General features: G+C 62.9%; 21 protein-coding genes. 9 read left to right on the forward strand and 12 right to left on the reverse strand.

Features of this window, described 5'->3' with window-relative positions:
- Positions 1-208: hypothetical protein (locus QY049_RS35705; RefSeq protein ID WP_301270493.1), on the forward strand; the 208-nt coding region annotated here is incomplete at its 5' end.
- A 370-nt stretch (positions 209-578) separates the two neighbouring features.
- On the opposite strand, the gene QY049_RS35710 is transcribed toward QY049_RS35705, so the two are convergent.
- Positions 579-1,556: a magnesium transporter CorA family protein gene (locus tag QY049_RS35710; protein WP_194477178.1), complete on the reverse strand. Its 978-nt coding sequence runs from the start codon at positions 1,554-1,556 to the stop codon at positions 579-581.
- 337 nt (positions 1,557-1,893) lie between these two features.
- Between QY049_RS35710 and QY049_RS35715 the strand changes: the two genes are divergently transcribed.
- Positions 1,894-2,577 carry a L,D-transpeptidase gene (locus QY049_RS35715; protein ID WP_194477179.1) on the forward strand — a complete coding sequence of 228 codons (684 nt, stop codon included), beginning with the start codon at positions 1,894-1,896 and terminating at the stop codon, positions 2,575-2,577.
- A 36-nt stretch (positions 2,578-2,613) separates the two neighbouring features.
- On the opposite strand, the gene QY049_RS35720 is transcribed toward QY049_RS35715, so the two are convergent.
- Complete coding sequence (locus QY049_RS35720; RefSeq protein ID WP_258762727.1) at positions 2,614-3,711, reverse strand: extensin family protein; 1,098 nt, start codon at positions 3,709-3,711, stop codon at positions 2,614-2,616.
- A gap of 65 nt (positions 3,712-3,776) precedes the next feature.
- On the opposite strand from QY049_RS35720, the gene QY049_RS35725 reads away from it, so the two are divergent.
- Complete coding sequence (locus tag QY049_RS35725) at positions 3,777-5,405, forward strand: fatty-acid--CoA ligase (RefSeq protein WP_258762728.1); 1,629 nt, start codon at positions 3,777-3,779, stop codon at positions 5,403-5,405.
- Positions 5,406-5,574: 169 nt separating this feature from the next.
- The gene (locus tag QY049_RS35730) at positions 5,575-6,762 is read left to right on the forward strand and encodes an ABC transporter substrate-binding protein (RefSeq protein ID WP_258767023.1); all 1,188 of its coding nucleotides are present in this window, start codon (positions 5,575-5,577) and stop codon (positions 6,760-6,762) included.
- 21 nt (positions 6,763-6,783) lie between these two features.
- Here the strand turns inward: QY049_RS35730 and QY049_RS35735 are convergent, their stop codons facing one another.
- Positions 6,784-6,996 (reverse strand): hypothetical protein, encoded by a 213-nt coding sequence (locus tag QY049_RS35735; protein ID WP_194477183.1) that lies wholly within the window; start codon positions 6,994-6,996, stop codon positions 6,784-6,786.
- A 390-nt stretch (positions 6,997-7,386) separates the two neighbouring features.
- On the opposite strand from QY049_RS35735, the gene QY049_RS35740 reads away from it, so the two are divergent.
- Positions 7,387-8,241 (forward strand): DUF1499 domain-containing protein, encoded by an 855-nt coding sequence (locus QY049_RS35740; RefSeq protein ID WP_194477185.1) that lies wholly within the window; start codon positions 7,387-7,389, stop codon positions 8,239-8,241.
- Positions 8,242-8,248: 7 nt separating this feature from the next.
- On the opposite strand, the gene QY049_RS35745 is transcribed toward QY049_RS35740, so the two are convergent.
- The 4 genes from QY049_RS35745 to QY049_RS35760 form a co-directional block, all read right to left on the reverse strand.
- Positions 8,249-9,172, reverse strand: a complete 924-nt coding sequence (locus tag QY049_RS35745) for an MBL fold metallo-hydrolase (RefSeq protein ID WP_258762729.1) — start codon at positions 9,170-9,172, stop codon at positions 8,249-8,251.
- Between the two features lie 166 nt (positions 9,173-9,338).
- Positions 9,339-10,553, reverse strand: coding sequence for an acyl-CoA dehydrogenase (locus QY049_RS35750; RefSeq protein WP_258762730.1), 1,215 nt, complete (start codon positions 10,551-10,553; stop codon positions 9,339-9,341).
- A 133-nt stretch (positions 10,554-10,686) separates the two neighbouring features.
- Positions 10,687-11,763, reverse strand: a complete 1,077-nt coding sequence (ribB, locus tag QY049_RS35755) for a 3,4-dihydroxy-2-butanone-4-phosphate synthase (protein WP_194477187.1) — start codon at positions 11,761-11,763, stop codon at positions 10,687-10,689.
- Between the two features lie 185 nt (positions 11,764-11,948).
- On the reverse strand, positions 11,949-13,679 hold the full coding sequence (locus QY049_RS35760) for a cation:proton antiporter (RefSeq protein ID WP_258762731.1): 1,731 nt from the start codon (positions 13,677-13,679) through the stop codon (positions 11,949-11,951).
- Positions 13,680-13,746: 67 nt separating this feature from the next.
- On the opposite strand from QY049_RS35760, the gene QY049_RS35765 reads away from it, so the two are divergent.
- Both QY049_RS35765 and QY049_RS35770 read left to right on the forward strand, forming a co-directional pair.
- Entirely contained in the window at positions 13,747-14,274 is a 528-nt protein-coding gene (locus QY049_RS35765) for a DUF3124 domain-containing protein (RefSeq protein WP_258762733.1), read from the forward strand.
- Between the two features lie 257 nt (positions 14,275-14,531).
- Positions 14,532-15,764: a PLP-dependent aminotransferase family protein gene (locus QY049_RS35770; protein WP_258762734.1), complete on the forward strand. Its 1,233-nt coding sequence runs from the start codon at positions 14,532-14,534 to the stop codon at positions 15,762-15,764.
- Positions 15,765-15,789: 25 nt separating this feature from the next.
- Here QY049_RS35770 and hpaD read toward each other — a convergent pair whose 3' ends face one another.
- Together hpaD and QY049_RS35780 are read right to left on the reverse strand one after the other, a co-directional pair.
- A complete protein-coding gene (gene hpaD / locus QY049_RS35775) occupies positions 15,790-16,644 on the reverse strand; it encodes a 3,4-dihydroxyphenylacetate 2,3-dioxygenase (RefSeq protein WP_258762735.1) in 855 nt (284 codons plus the stop codon).
- Between the two features lie 18 nt (positions 16,645-16,662).
- Entirely contained in the window at positions 16,663-16,935 is a 273-nt protein-coding gene (locus QY049_RS35780; protein ID WP_258762736.1) for a helix-turn-helix domain-containing protein, read from the reverse strand.
- Positions 16,936-17,092: 157 nt separating this feature from the next.
- Here QY049_RS35780 and QY049_RS35785 point away from each other — a divergent pair, with 157 nt between their 5' ends.
- Together QY049_RS35785 and QY049_RS35790 are read left to right on the forward strand one after the other, a co-directional pair.
- Positions 17,093-17,545, forward strand: a complete 453-nt coding sequence (locus tag QY049_RS35785) for a hypothetical protein (protein ID WP_258762737.1) — start codon at positions 17,093-17,095, stop codon at positions 17,543-17,545.
- A gap of 105 nt (positions 17,546-17,650) precedes the next feature.
- The gene (locus QY049_RS35790) at positions 17,651-17,869 is read left to right on the forward strand and encodes a hypothetical protein (protein ID WP_194477193.1); all 219 of its coding nucleotides are present in this window, start codon (positions 17,651-17,653) and stop codon (positions 17,867-17,869) included.
- A 179-nt stretch (positions 17,870-18,048) separates the two neighbouring features.
- Here QY049_RS35790 and QY049_RS35795 read toward each other — a convergent pair whose 3' ends face one another.
- The 3 genes from QY049_RS35795 to QY049_RS35805 all read right to left on the reverse strand — a co-directional run bounded on the left by QY049_RS35795 (position 18,049) and on the right by QY049_RS35805 (position 22,321).
- Positions 18,049-19,044: an ABC transporter substrate-binding protein gene (locus QY049_RS35795; protein ID WP_194477194.1), complete on the reverse strand. Its 996-nt coding sequence runs from the start codon at positions 19,042-19,044 to the stop codon at positions 18,049-18,051.
- A gap of 457 nt (positions 19,045-19,501) precedes the next feature.
- Positions 19,502-21,286, reverse strand: coding sequence for a caspase family protein (locus QY049_RS35800; protein WP_258762738.1), 1,785 nt, complete (start codon positions 21,284-21,286; stop codon positions 19,502-19,504).
- A 216-nt stretch (positions 21,287-21,502) separates the two neighbouring features.
- Complete coding sequence (locus QY049_RS35805; protein ID WP_258762739.1) at positions 21,503-22,321, reverse strand: aldo/keto reductase; 819 nt, start codon at positions 22,319-22,321, stop codon at positions 21,503-21,505.
- Between the last annotated feature and the right edge of the window lie 170 nt (positions 22,322-22,491).

Here is a 22,491-nt window from a genome sequence, read left to right on the forward strand (position 1 = left end):
CATGGTGAATCAGAAACAAGCTGATTTGGGAATCCCAAATCGATTCAGATTAAACCCATCCCGCTTTAGGGGATTTGCCGCGAAGGGCGGGAAGCAAGGCGATCCAGACAACGCCGCCGCAAGACTGGATCGCCCGCCCTTCCTTCCGCTCCTCAGTCCAGGCGAATTCGACGCGACCGTTCGCGCAGCCGTGGTGCGGTTGCACTGAATGCGGTCGAGCAATCGTCGTCATTCTCGCCATCGAGCAGCGGAGCACCACAGTGCCGGCACATGCGTGCCGACAACGACGGCGCCTTGCCGCTCGCCATACTCCGACGATAGCTCGTCAGGTCGATGACGTTGCGGGGCGTCGTTATGTGTTTCTCAACCATGGCTGTTCCTCGCGGCTAACACGCTGCTTATCGCAGACAAGTTTCGCGCAACCGTTCAGCCCAATGCTCAAATTTTACCGGAGGAATTGGGGCACGACACACACATCACGGCGCAGCCGCAATGACGCTCTATTCTGCGACACCATCAGCCTTGTCTCTGCGACCGGCGTAAGGTCTCAGTAGCTATTTTTCAGAAGTGCGCCGGACTCACAGCCACTTCTTGAATTTGAAGATCCAGTACGGGACGATTGCGGCGATCACCATCAGCACCAGCGCGAACGGATAGCCGTGCGCCCATTCCAGTTCCGGCATCGACTTGAAGTTCATGCCATAGATCGAGGCGATCAGCGTCGGCGGCATCAGGACAACGGCCATGACCGAAAACAGCTTGATGATGTTGTTCTGCTCGAGATTGACGACGCCGAGCATGGCGTCGAGCACGAAGGTGATCTTGCTCGAGAGATAGGAGGCGTGATCGGTCAGCGAGGCGACGTCGCGCTGCATGGTCTTGAGCTGCTCGCGCATGTCCTTGGACCACTTCACGCCCTCGACCACCGCCGACAGGAAGGTCACGACGCGGCCGATCGACACCAGGCTCTCGCGAACTTTGGAGGTCAAATCGCCCTTGCGGCCGATCGAGATCAGGATCTGCGAGTATTGCTTGGCATGGCCGTGGCGCTCGCTCTCCGGCTCGAAGATGTCGTGGCTGACCTGGTCGATCTCCATGCCGCAGCGCTCCAGAATGTCGGCGCAGCGGTCGATCACGGCGTCAAGGAGCTCCATCAGCACCATCTCACCGGTGATTGCGGGGGTGCAGGTCCGGGCCAGCTTGGCCTCGACCAGGGCGAATGGCTTGGGCTGGTCGTAGCGCACCGTGACCAGGCGGTGGTCGCCGAGGATGAAGGTCACCGCCGTTGTCCGCGGCATGTCGGTATCGGAGTGGCACATCAGCGTCGCGGTCATGTAGCGCGCGCTGTTCTCGATATAGAGGCGGCTCGAGATCTCGATCTCCTGCATGTCCTCCCGGGTCGGGATCGCGATCCCCAAGAGCCGTTCCACCGCCTTGTCCTCGGCCGCGGTCGGGTTGACCAGATCGACCCACACGGCGTGGTCCGGCACCGCCTCGAGATCATCGACGACGGCCTTCTTCAGGGAGGAGTCGGTGGGAACGAACACGGAAAACATGAACAACTCCAGGAGAGGCCTGCGACAGAATGACAGCCCTTAGCGCGATTCTGACAAGTTCATGATGACAACCACATTAACGGAGCGTTTGCATTTGTGGCGGTGACATGGCCCAACTGTGGCACAGAATCGACAGCTGTGCTTTTCGCGCCAAAAAACGAACCCGAAAGCGCAAAACTTGCGGCAAAAAAGCCACAGGTTGGGTCTCGCAGCGCGGGATAAGCCCCTAAACGCTGGAATTGTGGCAGATTTCAACGATAATGAAAGCAACGGAGTCGAAGGCCTTGGGCACTACGCTTAAGGACCTGCGCGGTATTGTTTTGATTGGAACCAAACCATGTCGTCGCTGAAAGTTATGTTGGGAGTTTTGGCTGCCGGCTTCATGCTGTCGGGCTGCATGCAGGCCACGCATTACGAAGCCACCAACACCCAGAATTTCAAGCCGAAGGACAAGGAGCTCCTTGCCAAGATCCGGTACGAGAATACGCCGGTGGCAGAGCCGTTCCGTCGCGCCATCGTCGACTACCACCGCAAGGAGTCGCCGGGCACCATCGTGGTCGATTCCGACAACCACTACCTCTACTATGTGATGGATGGCGGAAAGGCGATCCGCTACGGCATCACCGTCGGCGAAGAGGCCATGGCCTGGTCCGGCATTGCCAAGGTCGGCAGCATGACCGAATGGCCCGCCTGGCACCCGACCCCCGGCGAGATCTCGCGTCTGGGCGTGCCGACCTACGTCGCCCCCGGCCCGGACAATCCGATGGGCTCGCGCGCGATGTACCTTTATTCGGGCGGCAAGGACACGCTGTTCCGCATCCACGGCACGAACCAGCCGGAATATATCGGCGCCTCGATCTCCTCGGGCTGCATCCGCCTGACCAACGAGGACGCGATCGACCTCTACAGCCGGGTCAAGGTCGGCACCATCGTGGTGGTGCTTGAGCCGAAGCACGGCGACTCGCCCTACAATTCGCGCCTCGCGCTTCAGGGCGGCGGTTCTCAGACCAGCAGCTACTAATTCCAGCCTGATCAGGGCTCTCGAAAAGCGCCGGTTTTACCGGCGCTTTTTTGTTGCGGGCCTGCTCTTGCCGGGGTCGGCTGCCGGTTTGCCCGCCGGCGCGGTGGGGGGCACGGTCTTCTGGTCGTCAGCGGCCCCATCCTTGCTGCCCTCTGATTTGGCCGCGACCTCGCGTGGCGGTGCCTCCTCGGGGCGTTCCGCCGGCAACAGAGGGGCGACCTTGGGCAAGGGGTCCCAGACGTTCCATTGGCAGATCCGGTAGTCGTTGCGGCGCTGCGCAAGGTCGAGGTGGATGTGGTCCTCATGGTACCAGTCCGAGCCCGGACCGAGCACCGTGGAGAAGCGCGAGCACACCGAATGCAGCACGCGCTCGCGCACGTCGCGAGAGATGGTGCGGTCGGTCAGGCCAATTGCCTGCCCATTGGCGAGCTTGAGCGAACGGACGTCGAGCGCATTGGCCTTGCCGTGCTCGGACAGCATTGCGCCGACGACACGGTTGCGGCCGCGGCACTCGAAGCTGTCAAAATTGTCGAGGTCGGTGATGGTCGAGCCGAGGCTCGCAGCCAGCGGCTCCATGTCGGTGCGCACCCAATCCGCAATCGCCGACGCCATGGTGCAACGAAGGATCGCCGCCGGCTTGACCGCGACCTTGTGCTTGTCCGGCAGCACGATCGCCTCGAGCCGCACCAGATCCCCACCACCGCAGGCGCCGGGGCCACGGATATCGGGAATGGACGGTGCGATGGCGACCTCATCGGTCAGGGCGAGGCGGCACGCCGAGAGCTGCTTCTCGGAAGGGGGCGCAGCCTCAGCCGGCTTGTTGCCGCCGGGCTCGCCCGCAGAAGGCTTGTCCGGGGAAGACTTGTCCTGGGCTTCCGGCGCGACCATGTCCGTTGCCTTCGGGGCCTCCTCCGGGCGAGGCTTTGGTAGCGGTATCTTGGTTGAACGAGCGCTCTTATGCGGCCGTGGTGCACCAAGACCAAACAAATCGAGCGGCGCAGCATAGTTTCTCGCCTCCGCCCGATCCGCGAGCAGAAGCGCCAGCCCTACCGCGGCGGTAACCATTGCCGCGCCAGCGGACATATTGCCGCGACAAGACCATTTGCGGCGAAAGTCCGGCAGGCTAAAACTCATGACAATTCTTTGGCCCTGCGCTGAGAGCGATAATGCGCCCAGCAACTTCTCGGAGGAACGTCTGAATGCTCGGTTTGATGCAAGATTGGCCCCTGCTCTGCCACCGGATCATCGAACACGCCGCCAAGATTCACGGCAAGCAGGAGGTTGTCACGCGATCGGTCGAGGGACCGATCCATCGCACCACCTATGCCGAAATCCACAAGCGCGCGCTCAAGGTCTCGCAGATGCTGGAGCGCGATGGCATCAAGCTCGGCGACCGCGTCGCCACGATCGCCTGGAACACGTGGCGACATCTCGAAGTCTGGTACGGCATCATGGGCATCGGCGCCATCTGCCATACCGTCAATCCCCGGCTTTTCCCCGAGCAGATCGCCTGGATCATCAACCATGCGCAGGACCGCATCGTGATGGTCGACCTCACCTTCGTGCCCGTGCTGGAGAAGCTCGCCGACAAGCTGCCGAGCGTCGAACGGTACGTCATCCTCACCGACAAGGCACATATGCCCGAGACCACGTTGAAGAACGTCGTGGCCTACGAGGACTGGATCGCCGAGGCCGACGGCAAATTCAAATGGAAGGACTTTGACGAGAACACGGCGGCGGCGATGTGCTACACCTCTGGCACGACGGGCGACCCGAAGGGTGTGCTGTATTCGCATCGCTCCAACGTGCTGCACGCGCTGATGGCCAACAATGTCGATGCGCTCGGCACCAGCGCATCCGAGACGATGCTGCCAGTGGTTCCGCTGTTCCATGCCAACAGCTGGGGCATCGCCTTCTCCGCACCCTCGCAGGGCACCAAGCTGGTGATGCCCGGCCCCAAGCTCGACGGCGCCTCGGTCTATGAGCTGCTCTCCACCGAGAAGGTGACGCACACCGCCGGCGTGCCGACGGTGTGGCTGATGCTGCTCCAGCACATGACCGCCAACAATCTGAAGCTGCCGGACCTGAAGATGGTGATCTGCGGCGGATCGGCGATGCCGCGCTCCATGATCAAGGCCTTCCTCGACATGGGCTCGAACGTCCGTCACGCCTGGGGCATGACCGAGATGAGCCCGATCGGCAGCGTCGCGGCGCTCAAGCCGCCGTTCCAGAACGCATCCGGCGATGAGCGGCTCGACGTGCTCCAGATGCAGGGGTATGCCCCCTTCGCGGTCGAGATGAAGATCACCGACGATGCCGGCAAGGAGCTGCCCTGGGACGGCAAGACCTTTGGCCGCCTCAAGGTCTCCGGTCCTGCGGTCGCCAAGGCCTATTTCCGCCTCGACAACAGCATCCTCGATGAGGAGGGCTTCTTCGACACCGGCGACGTCGCGACCATCGACGAGGGTGGGTATATGCGGATCACCGACCGCTCCAAGGACGTGATCAAGTCCGGCGGCGAGTGGATCTCCTCGATCGACCTCGAAAACCTCGCGGTTGGCCACCCGGCCGTGGCCGAGGCCGCCGTGATCGGCGTCTTCCATCCCAAATGGGACGAGCGGCCGCTGCTGATCGTGCAGCTCAAGCAGGGCCAGCAGGCCACGCGCGAAGACATCCTCAAATACATGGACGGCAAGATCGCCAAATGGTGGATGCCCGACGACGTCGCCTTCGTCGACGGCATCCCACACACCGCGACCGGCAAGATCCTGAAGACGGCGCTCCGCGACCAGTTCAAGGAGTACCGTTTCCCGAACGCGGCAGCCTAACGTCCACCGGACGGCCAAAGTCGAATTCGGCCCCTGATCGTCAGGGGCCTTTTTCGTTTCGGACACGCGACCAAAGACGAATTGGAGCCAGCCCGGCCGCTCCCTAACGTCGCGCCGAACTTCAAGCCAATAAAAGGGAACGCTCAAGATGAAATTGTTTGCGCTACGAATGCTGCCGTGGCTGCTGGCCGCGTCGATGGCAGCCACCACCGCCGCAAAGGCGGCCGATAACAAGGTCGTGATCGGCGATATCGACGATATGTCGGGTCTCTACGCCGACGTCATCGGCCCCGGCGGCGTCGAAGCCGCCAAAATGGCGATCGAGGATTTCGGCGGCAGCGTCCTCGGCAACAAGATCGAGTTCATGGTCTCGGATCATCAAAACAAGCCCGACGTCGGTGCGCAGAAATTCCGCGAATGGGCCGACCGCGATGGCGTCACCATGATCCTCGGCGGCTCGAACACGGGCGTCAGCCTGGCGATGAACAACGTTGCCAAGGAGAAGAAAATCCCCTTCATCGCGATCGGCGCCGCTGGTGCATCGCTGACCGGCAAGGACTGCACACCCTACACCGTGCACTACGTCTACGACACCACGGCGCTGGGCAACGGTACCGCCAAGACCATGGTGAAGCAGGGCGGCAAGACCTGGTTCTTCCTGACGGCAGACTATGCCTTCGGCACGCAGTTGCAGGAATCCGCCTCGAAGGTCGTCGAGGCCAATGGCGGCAAGGTGGTCGGCGCGGTGCGCGTGCCGCTCTCGACCTCCGACTTCTCCAGCTACCTGCTTCAGGCCCAAAACTCGGGTGCGCAAGTGCTGGGCCTCGCCAATGCCGGCAACGATTTCACCAACTCGATCAAGGCCGCCGACGAATTCGGCATCGCCAAGACGATGAAGCCGGCCGCGTTGCTCGCCTTCATCAGCGACATCCACAGCCTCGGGCTGAAGACCGCTCAAGGCCTCTATCTAACCACCGGCTGGTACTGGGATCTCAACGACAAGACCCGCGCCTTCGCCAAGCGTTACTTCGAGAAGACCAAGCGCGAGCCGACCATGAACCAGGCGGGCTACTATTCGGCCACCATGACCTACCTCAACGCGGTCAAGGCTGCCGGCACGACTGACTCCGACAAGGTGATGGCCCAGCTCAAGAAGATGAAGATCGACGACATGTTCACCAGCAACGGCAAGATCCGCGCCGACGGGCTGATGGAGCATGAGATGTACATCATGCAGGTGAAGAAGCCCGACGAATCCAAGCAGCCCTGGGACTACTACAAGCTGGTGCAGACCATGACAGGCGAGGAGGCATTCGGAAAGCTGTCGGAATCGGCCTGCCCGCTGGTCACGCACTGAAGCCTGGTTCATCATCAGGTGTCACATGAGGCGCACCCATGGGTGCGCCTCTCCCTTCACCACGAGCACGAGCACGAAGCTGTACTGAAACACCCAGGGCTGCCACCGCGTCTGATCGGCGAGACAGAACGCGATCATGATGGCGAGGAAGCCCACGATCGGCCAGCGCGTGCGAGGGATGATCATCGCAAGCCCTGCCAGCACGAACAGCGCACCATGGAGCGCCACAGCCACGGCGCCCTCGATCGGCGGCAGCGACCAGACCGGCACCTGTGGATAAGACCGTGGCCCTATTCATAGCCCCGGAGACATCGCCAGCCCGGTGCAAAATGCGACAAGGATCGTCAGCCGAAGCAGGAACAGGCGTCGCGGCGGAGCCGTGCCGTTGTCGTCGGCGTTGCCTTGTCGACCCATACCCGTTTGCGTCCGCATGGCTCCTCCCGCGAACGACCATACTCGGATAAGTGGCCTGTCGCGGCCGTTGGTTCGACCGCGACCGGCCCGACCTTTCACTGGCTTAGAACGGGGATAAACCGCTTCACAGGCCTGCGGAAAATGGGTTAGGTCACTTTGCTCCCGTCGCCCGTGCCCTCAACCGGCGACTCACATCGGTGATGGAACGACATGGCCCGCAGGTTTTCCGCTCCCTATCAGTCGGAGCCCGTGTCCAGCCTCGCCACCTGGGCACGCAATCTGGCCGTGTTCGCGGTGGTGGCGGTGGTGGTGTCGATCATCATCGTCCGCTTCGACTTCCTCGAGATGAAGCCGGCGCTGGCCACCTTCTTCGGCGGGCTCGCGATTGCGGGACTGTCCATCCTGTTCGGCCTCGCCGGCTTTGCCGCGATCTGGCAGAACGGTTCGCGCGGCATGGCGCGCATCCTGCTCGCCTTCCTGATCGACGGAGCGATCCTCGCCTATCCCGCTTATCAGGCCCTGCTCTACCGCAAGCTGCCTCACATCTACGACATCACGACCGACCCGATCAACCCGCCGCGCTTCGACGCGCTGTCGCGCCTGCGCACCGGCGACGGCACCAACACGGCCGTCTATGCCGGTCTCTATTCGGCCGAGCAGCAGCGCCAATTCTATCCTGACATCGAGCCGATCGAGCTCGAGATCCCCGTCGACCGCGCCTATGCGATCGCGCGCCAGCTCGTCATCAAGCGCAAATGGACCGTCATCGACGAACGCGAGCCGCAGCCGCCGCGCCGCATGGGCCGCATCGAGGCCGTGGCGCGCACGCCGATCATGGGCTTTCGCGAGGACATCTCGATCAGGGTCGTGCCTGACGGCGACGATTCCCGCGTCGATATCCGCTCCGCCTCGCGCTATTTCGACAGCGACCTCGGCAGCAATGCCGCGCGCGTGACGAAGTTCATCGACGACCTCAACACCGCCGCCGACGCCGATGCGCTCAAGCCGGCGAAGAAGACCCCGGTGACGCCGCCGAAAGCACCCGCGAAGACGGTGAAGAAGTGACGGCGCGCTAGGCGTTCGCCATCCGGTACGTCCCGCCGATCACCGGATCGCCATCCGTCGCGACGACGCCGCGCGCGACGAGGTCCTCCAGATGCGCCAGCACGGAATAGCCGGCGGCCGTGGTCAGCCGGGGGTCGATGCCAATATAGATCGCACGCACCATCGTCGGGATATCGGTCTCGCCCTTGGAGAGACGGTGCAGGATCGAAGCCTCGCGCGCCTTGCGGTGACGGATCAGGAAACGCACGAAGCGCTGGCCCTCGGGGATTTCCGGGCCGTGGCCGGAGAAGTACAGATCTTCCTCGCGTGCGGCGAGCCGGTCGAGCGAGTCCATGTAATCGATCATCGAGCCATCGGGCGGCGCCACGATCGAGGTCGACCAACCCATGACGTGATCGCCGACGAAGTTGAACTTCCGCTCAGGCCAGGCAAAGGCGAGATGATTGGCGGTATGACCGGGGGTTGCCACAGCCTCGAGCCGCCAGCCGGCGCCTTCGACGACGTCACCATGGGCGATCCTGATATCGGGCACGAAGTCGCGATCAGATCCGGATTCCGGATTGTGCTTCTCGCTCTCGAAGCGCGGACGCGAGGCGCGATGCGGGCCCTCGGCATAAACAGGCGCGCCGGTCGCCCGCTTGATCCGCGCCGTGTTGGGCGAATGATCGCGGTGAGTATGGGTGACGAAGATGTGGCTCACCGTTTCGCCCCTGACAGCATCGAGCAGCGCGGCCGCATGGGCCTCGTCGTCAGGACCTGGATCGATGATCGCGACGTTGCCGGTGCCGACGATGTAGCTGACGGTGCCGGTGAAGGTGAACGGGCTCGGATTGCTACAGAGCACGCGCCGCACGCCGGGGCGAACTTCCTCGACAATGCCGGGCTTCAGCGGAAAGCTGCGGTTGAACGGGACGTCGTCGTTGTCGGACATGAGACTTCCTATGCGTACCGCTCCGGCCTTCGTCATATCCCGCGAAAGCGGGGTATCCAGTACGCCGCAGCGGTCGATACGAAGGCGAGGTCTCTGGGATACTGGATCGTCCGCTTTCGCGGACGATGACAGCGGAGCATATCGACCACGTCGGTATTCCGGGCGCTCAGAAGAACGCCTGAATACCCGTGATCGCGCGGCCCAGGATCAGGGCGTGGACGTCGTGGGTGCCCTCGTAGGTATTGACCGTCTCGAGGTTGTGGACGTGGCGCATCACGTGGAATTCTGCGGAGATGCCGTTGCCGCCGTGCATGTCGCGGGCGACGCGGGCGATGTCGAGGGCCTTGCCGCAATTGTTGCGCTTCATGATCGAGATCATCTCGGGCGCGAACTTGCCCTCGTCCATCAGGCGGCCGACGCGAAGCGAGCCCTGCAGGCCGAGCGCGATTTCGGTCTCCATATCGGCGAGCTTTTTCTGCACCAGCTGGGTTGCAGCCAGCGGCTTGCCGAACTGCTTGCGGTCGAGGGTGTATTGGCGGGCGCGATGCATGCAGTCCTCGGCGGCGCCGAGCGCACCCCAGGAGATGCCGTAGCGGGCGCGGTTGAGGCAGCCGAACGGACCCTTCAGGCCAGAGACGTTGGGGAGCAACGCGCTTTCGGGGACCACGACGCCGTCCATCACGACCTCGCCGGTGATGGAGGCGCGAAGCGAAAGCTTGCTGCCGATCTTCGGCGCGGAGAGGCCCTTCATGCCCTTCTCCAGCACGAAGCCGCGGATCTGGTTGTCGTGCTCGGCCGACTTGGCCCAGATCACGAACACGTCGGCGATCGGCGCGTTCGAGATCCACATCTTGCTGCCGGTGAGGCGATAGCCGTCCGCGACCTTCTCGGCGCGGGTCTTCATGCCGGCCGGGTCGGAGCCGGCGTCCGGCTCGGTCAGGCCGAAGCAGCCGACCCACTCGCCGCTGGCGAGCTTGGGCAGGTACTTCTTGCGCTGGTTCTCGTCGCCATAGGCGTAGATCGGGTACATCACCAGCGAGGACTGCACCGAGTTCATCGAACGATAGCCGGAATCGACCCGCTCGATCTCGCGCGCGACGAGGCCGTACGCCACGTAGCTCGCATTGGCGCAGCCATACTCCTCGGGGAGCGTGATGCCGATCAGGCCGAGCTCGCCCATCTCGTTGAAGATCTCGCGGTCGGTCTTCTCTTCCAGATAGGCCTTGGTGACGCGCGGCAGCAGCTTGTCCTGGGCGTAGGCGCGCGCCGTGTCGCGCACCATGCGCTCGTCTTCGGTGAGCTGCTCGTCGAGCAGGAACGGATCGTCCCACTGGAAGGAAGCCGCAGCCGGCTTGTCCTTGGTCTGAGGGCGCACGCTCATGAAACGTCCTTTCGGTCTGGTTCCGTCTAGAAATTGCCGGACAAACTAAAGCGCCGCGGCAACAAGTGCAATTGCATCCTGGCTTCCGTCGTTCCGGAGCGCGCAAAGCGCGAACCCGGAATGACACTGCGTGTCAGCTTTCGAGCTGCTCGTTGGCGACGATCTCGATGCCGAAGCCCGACAGGCCCTTGTAGTCGTGCACCGACGAGGTGAGATGGCGGATCGAGGTGACGCCGAGATCGCGCAATATCTGCGCGCCGACGCCGACCTCTCGCCACTGGCGGTTGCGGTCCGCTTCCGTCGCCGTCTCGTCCGGCAGCGGCGATACGGGAACGCCGGCTGCGCCGTCGCGCAGATAAACCAGCACGCCGCGACCGGACTTCTTGAAGTGCTCGAGCACGGCCGCCATGCGCTTGTGGCCGGTGAAGGTGTCCTTGACGATGTTCGGCTTGTGGAAGCGCGTCAGCACGTTCTTGCCGTCACCGACGCCGTTATAGACGAAGGCGACGTGGGCGATGGAATCGAACGGCGAGCGGTAGGCATAGCCCTGGAGCGGCCCGATCGGGCTTTCGGTGGTGAAGGTCGAGACCCGCTCGATCAGCTTTTCGCGTGCCTGCCGATAGGCGATCATGTCGGCAATGGTGACGTGCTTGAGCTTGTGCCTGGCGGCGAACTGGGCGACCTGCTCGCCCTTCATCACGCTGCCGTCGTCGTTCATCAATTCGCTGATGACGCCGACCGGCGGAAGCCCCGAGAGCTTGCAGAGATCGACCGCGGCCTCGGTATGGCCGGAGCGCAGCAGCACGCCGCCGTCCTTGGCGATCAGCGGGAAGATGTGGCCAGGCCGGGCGAAGTCGTTGGCGCCGACATTGGGATTGGACAGCGCGCGGCAGCAGGAGGCGCGCTCCTCGGCCGAGATGCCGGTGCCGCCGTCGGGCTTGTAGTCGATCGAGACCGTGAACGCCGTGGTGTGGGCGGAATCGTTGTGGGCGACCATCGGATCGAGCCGCAGCCGGCGCGCATCCTCGGTGGTAACAGGCGCGCAGACGATGCCGGAGGTGTGGCGGATGATGAAGGCCATCTTTTCCGCCGTGCAGAACGAGGCGGCGACGATCAGATCGCCTTCGCCCTCGCGGTCTTCGTCGTCGGTCACGACGACGAGCTCGCCCCTGGCAAAGGCCTGCAAGACTTCCTGAACGGTATCGGGCATATCCCAATCTCTATCGGTTATGGGCCGGCGTTGACGGACGCCTTAGCCGGACTTGGACCCAAGCGCTAGTGTCCTGGATGCAACCGCATATGCCTGGAGGCCGCTCCAGGCAGGCTTTCAGGCTTGCACCGAACATACCAGCGATATAGGCGCACCAGTCCCGGGCGGGAGACCGCCCCCGGCGATCAGGGCAGTACTTCGCATCGCTCGCTCAGCCGCTGGTCGATCTCGGCGCGCTTGTCGGCCAGCAAGCCGGCCTGGGCAGCCTCGATCACCGTAAACAACTCATGAGCGTCGCTGAGCCGGGTCACGGTGACGTAGCTGGCGCCGGCCGCATAGAGCTCGCCGACGTCGGACAGCAGATCGGCGGTGGCCACGATCAGGGCATTCGGGTTGAGGGTGCGGACGTGGCGGACCAGCTTCTCGTTGCTGGCGCCCTTCAACAGTGCGTCCGGCACGCTGAGGATGATCATCTCGGATTTGCCGATCCCGGCATGGAGCAGCGTATCGACGTTGCTGATGTCGCCATAGATCACGTGCAGGCCGCGCGAAAGCAGGGTCTGGTACACATTGGGGTTGAAGTCGACCACCGTGATCTGCTCCAGCAGCACCGGGGCCTGCCGTTCGATCTCGGCGAGCAGCGCGCTCGCCGCACGGAAAAAGCCGAGTATGACGATGCGGCGCGCTTCGCCGTGGCCGCCCTCGTGCCCCTCCTCAGTGTGGCCGTTGCCGTGGTCGAGATCGCGCAGGCCGATCCGCTTGAGCGGTCCGATGGCCCAGCGGGTGATCTCGTCGCTGCGGGTCATGACGAAGGTCGAGAGCACGGCCAGCACCACGAAGGCGAACGAGGCCGCGTTCGCCGTCTCGGCTGCAATGTGATTGTCGGCGACGCCGGTCTGGATCACCACCAGCGAGAACTCGGATATCTGCGCCAGATTGATCGCCGGCAGCAGGCTCGCGCGCAGACCCTGCTTCATCAGATAGAGCGGCGTGAAGGTGGTGACGAGGCGGCTCACCACGGTGAAGGCGGCGATCATCAGCGCCAGCCCGATCACCGAGAGGCCGGGCACCGGAATGGTCATGCCCAGCGCCACGAAGAACAGCGTGATGAAGAAGTCGCGGAGCGTCGTGACTTTGGCGGTGACGTCGAGCGCGTAAGGAAAGGTCGAGAGCGAGACGCCGGCGATCAGCGCGCCCATCTCGCGCGACAGCGAAAGCTGCTCGGCGGTCTCGGCGACGAGAAAGCACCAGGCCAGAGCGCCGAGCAGGATCAGCTCGGGCCGGCGGGCGATTTGGTGGAACAGGCGCGGCAGCACGTAGCGGCTGACCAGCAGCGCGGCCGCGACCAGCACCGCGACCCGGCCAATGGAGAGCAGGATGACGCCGACTTGCAGATTGGCAAGGCTCGGCTGCACCGCCAGGAACAGGATGGCGAAGATGTCCTGGAGCACCAGCACGCCGAGCGTGATGCGGCCGGGCAAGGTGTCGAGCTCGCGCTTCTCGTAGAGCACCTTGACGATGATCACGGTCGAGGAGAGCGCGCAGGCAATGCAGAGATAGAGCGCATCGAAATGGCCGCCGCCGAGCGACAAGCCCAGCCCGGCGAAGAGCAGGATGCCGAGCAGGCAGCCGCCGATGAGCTGGCCGCCGGCCGCAAACAGGATCACCTTGCCGGCCCGCACGATCTTCTTCAGGTCGATCTCGAGCCCGATCATGAACAGCATGAAGATCAGCCCGAGCTCGGAGATGACGCTGATCGATTCCTGCGACTTGACCCAGCCGGCACCGAATGGACCTATGCAGAAGCCGGCGATAAGGTAGGCCAGGATCAGCGGTTGCCGGGAGAAATGGGCTGCTAGCCCCAGCATCCAGGCAAACAGGATACAAAGAGTGATGTCGCGAATGAGCTCGTGCATGCCAGATCGGTCCGTTTTGCCGCACCCTAGAGACCGAGTGCGGCGCGGCAAGCGAGCAATTCGTCACATGCGGGCAGGCCTCGCCGCTGCAATGCTGCTATGCCCCCTCGCCGTCGCCGGACCAGCTTTCGCGCAGCCCAAGGTGAATCTCGAACAGACCTTCGCCGATTCCCTTCAAGCGATGCCGAAGGAGGAACTCGCCGTCTCCGGCGGCTTCTATGTGCCGGCCTATTCCAGCGTCGCGATGAGCCAGGGCAAGCTGCGGGTCGATTTTTCGGTGACGCTGAGCGTCCACAATGCCTCGGAGACGCAAGCGCTGGTGGTCCGGCGCATCGCCTATTTCGACACCGCCGGCAAGCAGGTCGAAAGTTATCTGAAGGCGCCGGTCGCCGTGAAGCCGCTCGCGACCATCTCGATCTTCATTCCGACCGACGACGTGCGCGGCGGAACGGGTGCCAATTTCATCGTCGACTGGGCCGCTGCGAGCGAGATCGCCGAGCCTGCGGTCGAGGCCTTGATGGTTGGCGGCGTCGCCAATGCGCATTACGCTTTCATCAGCCAGGGTCGTCCGACCAGGACGGTGGGCAGGAAGTAGAGCCGCCGCCGTTTCGAGCAAGCGCTGCCGGGACCTCGAATCGAAACCACGAAAACAACCCCATGCACAGTAGCCGCGCCGGTAAAATCAAGGCCTTGCCCGCATGCACGACGAGGATGCGGATTTTACGAATTTTGTTTGACGCGTCGGGCAAAACACTGGCATGATGACATCATCGAAATCACAGCGCCCGGTCGGCGCCAGGCCGGCCGCCCAATAAAAACAACGCTCAAATAAGAACAACGAGGAACGCTCCCATGACGTCCAGCTTCGATTTCGCACCCCTGTTTCCGGCAGGGCTGCCGGCCCCTTCTGCGCGCTGGACGGGCCTTGCCAGATACAGCTTCGTCGGCGGCAACAACGATTCCGAGCAGGTGCCGCTCGACGAGTTGATCGAGGCCGCCAACCAGGCGCTGCGGCGCGAGGGCCGGTCGCTCGCCACCTACGGGCTGGCGCATGGCCCCCAGGGTTACGTGCCCCTGCGCGAATTCCTGGTGACGAAACTGAAGCGCGATGCCGGCATCAGCTGCACGGTCGACGATCTCATGATCGTCTCCGGCTCGCTCCAGGCGCTCGACCTCGTCAACAACACGTTGCTGACGCGCGGCGACACCGTGATCGTCGAACAGGAGACCTATCAGGGAGCGCTGCAGCGGCTGACACGGCTGGGCGTCAACACCGTCGGCGTTCCCCTCGACCACGACGGCATCCGGATGGATGCGCTCGCCTCCACGCTCGCCGACCTGAAGGGCCGCGGTGTCAGGCCGAAATACATCTACACCATTCCGACCGTGCAGAATCCGACCGGCAGCATCATGCCGGAGACGCGCCGCACCGAACTGCTGCGGCTGTCGGCCGAGTACGGCGTGCCTGTCTTCGAGGACGATTGCTATGCCGACCTCGTCTGGTCGGGAGAGCGCCCGCGAGCGATTTACGCGATGAGCCAGAATGGCGGCGTGATCCATATCGGCTCGTTCTCGAAGTCGATCGCGCCCGCGCTGCGCGTCGGCTTCATCGTGGCGCCCTGGGACGTGATGTCGCGGATGCTGGCACTCAAGACCGACGCCGGCTCCGGCGCGCTGGAGCAGATGGTGCTGGCCACCTATTGCAAGCCGCATTTCGCAAGCCACGTGCCGGCGCTGACCAAGGCGCTGCGCACCAAGCTCGACACGCTGATGGAAGCCCTCAACGAGCAATTCGGCACCGCGGCCGAATTCGAGGAGCCCAAAGGCGGCATCTTCCTGTGGGTCAAGCTGCCCGACCAGGTCGATACGCTGAAGCTCTATCAGGCTGCGCTTGCCGCCGGGGTCTCGATCAATCCGGGGCCGGAATGGTCGACCAACAAGGGCCACTCAGGCTCGCGCCTGCGGCTGTGCTTTGCGAGCCCCTCCCATCAGCAGATCCGCGAGGGCGTCGCCGTGCTCGCCGAAGTCTGCCGCAAGGAGTTCGGCGTGCCCGCCCGCAGCGCCAATGTCGAGAAGCGGGCCTGACGCCAACGCCTCACGTGTCGACACCTCACATGTCAACGTGGAATTCCACGTTGACCTGACCGCTGCCCGAGGATGGGAAATAATCACAGAGCTGTTCGGCCGCCCCGCGATAGTCGTACCAGCCGAGCGCGGCGAACAGCATGATCGTATCCGCCATGCCGCCTTCACCATTGCACTTGGTGGCATAGTCCGGAAGCATGTCGAGAAACTCGCGATAGCGGCGGGCCTGCCACAGCTCCAGCACGCGCAGATCGACCTGGCGGTTGAACTCGCTGGCGATCGACGTCCATGCGTCGGGCCCCAGCTTCCTGTTGGGCCAGAGCCGATGCGAGAGCGAACCGCTGGCGAGGATCGCGACGCGCTCCCCTGATTCGTCGATGGCGCGGCGGGTTGCTTCGCCGAGAAGCCGGCTTTCCTCGAACGAGGTGAACAGCGGCGAGGCGACCGAGACCACCTTCGCGAAGCCATCCGGGTTCATGTAATGCATCGGCACGATCGTGCCGTACTCCAGCCCGAGGCTCGCGACCTGGTGCGCGGTGACGTTGAGATCCGCGTCGAGCGCCCTGCCCGCGATGGACCTGGCAAGGTTCGTATCACCCGGCAGATCGTAGCGCAGATCCTGGATCATCTGCGGCGCTTCGTGGCTGGTGAACGCGCCGCGATGCCGCTCATTGGCATTGATGTGGTAGCCGAAATTGGAAAGCCAGTGGGTGTCGAATACCACGAAGCTGGTGACGCCGCGCTCTCTTGCCCGCCGCCCGAGCTCGCGCAGGGACATGACCGCCGGCTCTCGCGCGGCGCGCAACGGGCTGTCAGGCGTCTCCGACAGCATCAAGGAAGGCACATGGGTGACCTTGGCCGCGAGTACGAGCTGGCCCATGGCGGTCACCTCGGCGTGTCAGGCCGCCTGGGGCCGGCTGCCATGGATCGCGGAGGCCAGCCGCAGCAGCAGCACGATCGACACGTTGCCCTTGCCGGCCTCGATCTGGGCGATGTAGCGCTCCGAAATCCCGGAGCGACGGGCCAGCTCCCGGCGCGACAGCTCGCAGCGGGCGCGCGAGGATTTCAGGCGCTCGCCCAGCTCGGCCAGAAATGCGGTCTCGGAATAAGGCGGCACGGCGCAGCTTCCCGGCAGCACCTCGCCCGCGAAATCCATCACTTGGTTCAGCATCGCTCTCACCACGTTCGCCTTCGGGAGCGCCATCCTACCCCCGACGGCCACGGCCTCATTGACGCGGATCAAATTCGCGGGCGAATAGGGGCGAGCGTGGACGATCCCGCGCGGGGTGCTAGACTTTGGACTTGTTCGAGGCGGGGCCTTTCAGGATATGACGCGTTGTTCGAGCCGCTGGATCGCGGCGGCGGTGCTTTGGATTGCGTTCGCGCCCTTCGCGCATGCCGAGACGCTCGCGGCGACGGTCGAGCAATGGGGCCTGCTCGGCTCATGGGCGGTCGACTGCGCGGCCAGGCCCGACCGCGACAAGGGCGCCCTGCTCACTTACGAAATCCGCGGGGATGGCCGGGTGATGTACCGGCGCAATTTCGGCGACGCCAGGGACGAGAACGAGGTGGTGTCCGCCACGGTCAACGCCGAAGGCCTTCTTAATCTGATGGTGTTCTTCCCGTCGCTGCATCAGACGCGCGAATTCGGATTGCTGCTTGCGAAGGATGGCAGCCTGCGCGCGATCTACAATCGCAGCGAGCGCGGCGAGTACACGATCAAGGACGGCAAATACGTCAAGACCGGCGCACCGACGCCGCTTCAGCAACGCTGCGATTAACGATCAATTCGACCCTGAACATCCATTCAGAATTCTCTTCCCGTTCCCCCGGAACGTTCACGCGAGTGCGCGGTTTAAATCTGCATTCGATTGGAGGAGGACATCATGAAGAAGCTTGGTTATGTCGTTGCCGCTCTGGGTGCGCTCGCGGTTGCGGCGCCGACGCTGGCAAGTGCTGAGACTGTGATCGTCAAGCACGGCCATCACGGCCCGTACGGCGCCCGCGCCGAATTCCGCGAGCATCGCGACCATGGCTGGCATCGCGGCTGGCGCCATCACGACCGCGTCGTGGTGATCAAGCGCAGTCATCGTCACTGGGACTAATGCGCAACGCAAACTGGAAATGGCCCCTCGCGGGGCCATTTTCTGTGCGTTCGAATAGGCTGAGACGACGAGGTCATGTGCTCATCAATCCGCTACGTCCGCTGCGCCTCCAATAGCGGCCGAACAGCGGACGTCGATCTACTTCGGCTATGGGCCAAATCCGGACCCAGCAATGCGACTTATTCGATCACCTCGTTCGCGCTGACGAGCAATGTCTGCGGCAGCGTGACGCCAATCCGCTGCGCCGCTCTGTTGTTGAGGGACAGACGGAAGGCGGTCGGTTGCCGGAATGGAATTTCGGCGGGGTTCTGGCCTGATAATATCTGCGCCATCTGACCCGCCATCTGCCGAAACGCGTCAGGCAAATCGCGATAATAGGCCATCAATCCTCCGGCTACGACGAGATCGTGAAACGGGTAGCAGGCAGGGAGGCGACCACGGGCCGCCAGATCGACCAGTGTCTTGGCGTGGGACAAGTGTTCCGGCTCGTCTGAGACCAGTAGCATATCAACCTTGGTCCAGTCGGTTGAGGCGAACGCAGTTTGATAGGCCGTATCATCCAGATTGCTTCCGAGGTCTGCATGTGAAAGCGACACGTTGGATAATAGTGCTGCGTCTCGAACCATAGCGGCTTGAGGTTGATTCCAAGCCGACGAAGAGGAAAGATAGGCCACTCGCGAACCATTAGGCTTTATCTCTCGAAGAAGGCCTAGACGTTTTCCATGAAGCTCTATCCCGGCGTCGACGGTTACGCCGGTAACGTTGCCTCCCGGTCGCGCGAGACTTGCCGCAAGCCCCCAGACTACGGGATCGCCTATGATGGTGACTATTGGAATGCTCTGTGTTGCAGCCCTGAGAGCGAGGGTCATGGGACCGGCTGATGTCAGGATTGCTTCTGGATTGGAGCTTACGACGGTTCTGGCCAAGTCGGGATAGCGATCCATATCGCCGCCTCCCGAATAGCGCTCAATGACAAGATTCTGCCCTTCAGCAAATCCCAGACGCGCAAGCTCATCGAGGAAGGCCCGATGGTAAGAATTTGTCCTCAAATTTTCAATCGAGCGGGAAGGTGCAACAATCGCGATCCGCCTTTGTCCCGGCGGCTGCGCTCTGGAGACACCAGACAACGCAACTGAACCGGCGAAACAGCCTGCGATGAAGTCCCGCCGTCTCATTCGACCCGTCCGAAAATTGTCTCATCCGGGAGGGCATTTGATCATACGCTGGAATGCTCGACCAGCCCAATTAGGACGACGTCGGATGTCAGCTTTGAGTCAAAGTGCGAAGAACTCAGGTTGAGCAAATCTGGTCCGCCTTGCCGCACTGAGCGGACCTCAACGAAGCGCTCGGCAATGTCGCTGACGGGCCATGAACTGACATCGCTACAGCTACCTTCGCGGCGTCGGCTGCGGTGCTGGCGGGGACTGAGATGGTTCAACAGGCTGCGACGACGTTGAGGGTGGCTGCTGCGGAGCGGTGACCGGCTGCTGATCGCCGCCACCATGAGGGACGCACGTCTCCACATTGCTTCAATGTCACGGGCTTTCTCGTAATCCCTGCGCCGGTTGATCCTTGACGCTGCGATGCGATCCCATGCCGTTGCATCTGTTTCTCAAGACTTGGAGGGTTGAATCAATTGCACTCCTCCTGCGCTTCACCAGTGCTATTCGTTCCGTGCTTGAACCGTTGATAGGGCACTAACCGGCATCCGGGCCTTACGGGACGGCAGCCCGCACTGCTGCAATACATCTGGCCGGTGGCCTGCGGTTTCGCGGGCGCGGCCTCGACTTTCTTCCTCTCGTCGTCGCGCTTCTTAGTGTCCTCGCGTGTTGCAACCGGCTTCTTGTCCTGCACCTTCTCGCACTCGTTGTCGTCGTTGACACGATAGCCAGCGCGACAAGCGATCTTCACACAGGTATCTCCATCGGCCCTGAAACCATGATCACAGACGAGCGGGCAGACCCGGCTTGGCCGAGCCTTGATGGCGTCCAACGCGTCGGAGCTTGCAAGCGCCGTGTTGAGCTTCGTTCCGGCATACTTGTTGAACAGGGTCAGGGAGCGCTGTGACTTGGCACTCCACTCGCCGCTGTCCGCATCGGCAAGACAGCCGACGCGGCGAAGTTCGGACTGCACCGACTTGGCGAGTTCTTGCGGCGACTGCGCAGGTTCAGGCGAGGGTGCAGGCGACGGGAGGGCAGCAACCTTCTGGTCGGCATCGGAGCCGCCCTTCTTCTCTGCCACCTGCCTATCAGCCAGAGCCTTGGCAACAGCGGCCTCAATCTCCTTGCGGCGCTGTTCGGCAGCGGCGGCCTTCGCTTCCTCGACTTGCTTGGCCTTCTCAGCGGCGAGCCGCGCATCCTCAGCAGCCTTCGCTGCGGCGGCGGCTTTGTCCTGTTCGGTCTTCTTTGCGCGGTCGGCGATGAGTCGGGCCTTCTCATCTTCGGCCTGCCGCGCCTTCTCGGTCGCGGTTGTGCGGGCTTCCTCCGCCGCTATTTTGTTGAGTTGCCCCTTGGCAAGATTGGAATAGAAACCCTCGCTATACTGGCTGAGGAATGCTGTCCAACCATCGCGGGTGCCGAGTTGTAGGGCAAGCTCGTAGTCTTTGCGAACGGCATCTTGGGGACTTGCTTGAAGGCCAGCCGGTGCCGGTTTCGCGGCCACCAACGCCACATCATCACCGCCAAGCGAGCCGTACACATACGGTTCTTGCTGATAGCTGGTGTTCTTCAACACATCGTCTCGGACAAACCCGAACGCCTTGCGCAGGTCGAGACCGGGCGTTGGCAGGCGCTCCACAAGTGCTAGGGCGAATGGACTGTCCTTCGAATCACCATCCGAAGCCGTAGACCCTGCCTTCGCTGCGAACGCAATCATCGTGTTGGGGCTGGTCGGCTCAACCTTGGCGAGGCCGCGCCCGATGGCACGAGCAGCAACGGTCCGCTTCATGGTCTTGGCGAACGGATTGTCGCGGCAGGCGTCCAGAATGATGAGTCGAAGTTGTTTTGCAGGCTCGACGGCGAACAGCGCCCGGTCGAGTCCCACGGCCTCATCGAGAACGTCGCTGTCGGTTTCCAGAGCCGCGTCGGTCGGGATAAGGTAGTTGGTTCCATCCAGTTCAATGCCGTGACCGGCATAGTAGATGACGGCTACCTCAGCATCTCGCGCTCGCCCGCCGAAATCGCGGAGCGCTTTCCGCATCTCGGAAGCCTTGAGGTCCGTCCTGATGTCAACCCAATCGAACCCCGCCTTCTTGAACATGCCCCCGACCAGCGCGGCATCATTCGCAGGGTTCGAGAGCTTCCCCACGTTCTTGTAGGCCGAGTTGCCCATCACCAGCGCGATGCGACGCTCGGCGTGGGCCGAACCACACAACAGCCAGATGGAAACGATGAAAAGAAACCAACGAAAAGCGCCCATTCCAGTCCCCGGCAATATGTGCGCAGCCTACGCACAGACTGCCGCAAGGCAAGCAGGGATTATGTGACATTTGTCACACCCAACATGTTTAGAGGATCGGCTTTGATCAGAAGCGTAAACGTTGGCAAAGGGTTCACAAGCAGCGATGCTCTGATGAAGCATGGCATTTCTGCTTGCGCCCGAAAGCCGACATCAGCGCCTTTATGAGTGCAGGCCCTAATCCCAGGCCGGTGCAAAGCCCGGATTGACGCAACGCCTGTCCTTCGGCAGTGCCGCGATCTTCTTGCGGTCGGCATCATCCAGCACGATCTTCAGCGCATCCAGATTGGCCTGCTGACTGTCGCGGCGCGATGCCTTCGGGATCGCGGCGACGCCGTCCTGGTCGAGCAGCCATTTCAGCGCGACCTGCGCTGCGCTCGCGTTGTGCTTGGCGCCGATCTCGCCAAGCACCGGGTCCGAGGCGAACCGTCCCTGCGCCAGCGGGCAATAGGCGACCAGCGGGATCGACTTTGCCTTGAGATAGGCCAGCACTTTCGATTGATCCAGCATCGCATGATACTCGATCTGGTTGCAGGCGATGGGCGCCTTGACGTCCTCGACCGCGACCTTGAGCAGCGCCGTGGTGAAATTGGCGACGCCAATCGCCCGCGTGCGTCCCTCCTCCTTCAGCTTCATCAAGGTCTCGAACACCGCGCCCCAGTTTCCCGATCTCGACGGCCAATGCACGAGATAGAGATCGACGTGGTCGAGCCCGAGCTTGTTCAGGCTGGCATCGAAGGCGCGGCGGATTGCGTCCGGCGCCAAATTCTCGTGCCAGACCTTCGTCGTGACGTGCAGTTCGCCACGCGGCACGGAGCTAGCGGCGAGCGCGGCGCCGATCGCTTCCTCGTTGGCATACATTTCGGCGGTGTCGATGTGGCGATAGCCGATCGACAGCGCGCTCTCGACCGCGGCACGGCAGGCATCGCCCTGCATGCGGAAGGTGCCAAGACCGAGCTTGGGCATGCTGATGCCCTGTGTTTTCAGATTGTCCATTGAACAGGCTCCCTGAGGCATTTCAGCCCGCCGGATGCGCGCGGCGATGCCGCGTGAGCAGACTCTACGGTGATGGAAAAGAGGTGGCGGGAGCAGCCACTATAGCGCGCCGCGCACGCAGCGGCCAATCAAGATCGGGTTAAGTGTTCCCCTCTCCCGCACGCGAGGTG

The sequence above is a fragment of the Bradyrhizobium sp. WYCCWR 13022 genome, assembly GCF_030435535.1.
Lineage (GTDB): Bacteria > Pseudomonadota > Alphaproteobacteria > Rhizobiales > Xanthobacteraceae > Bradyrhizobium.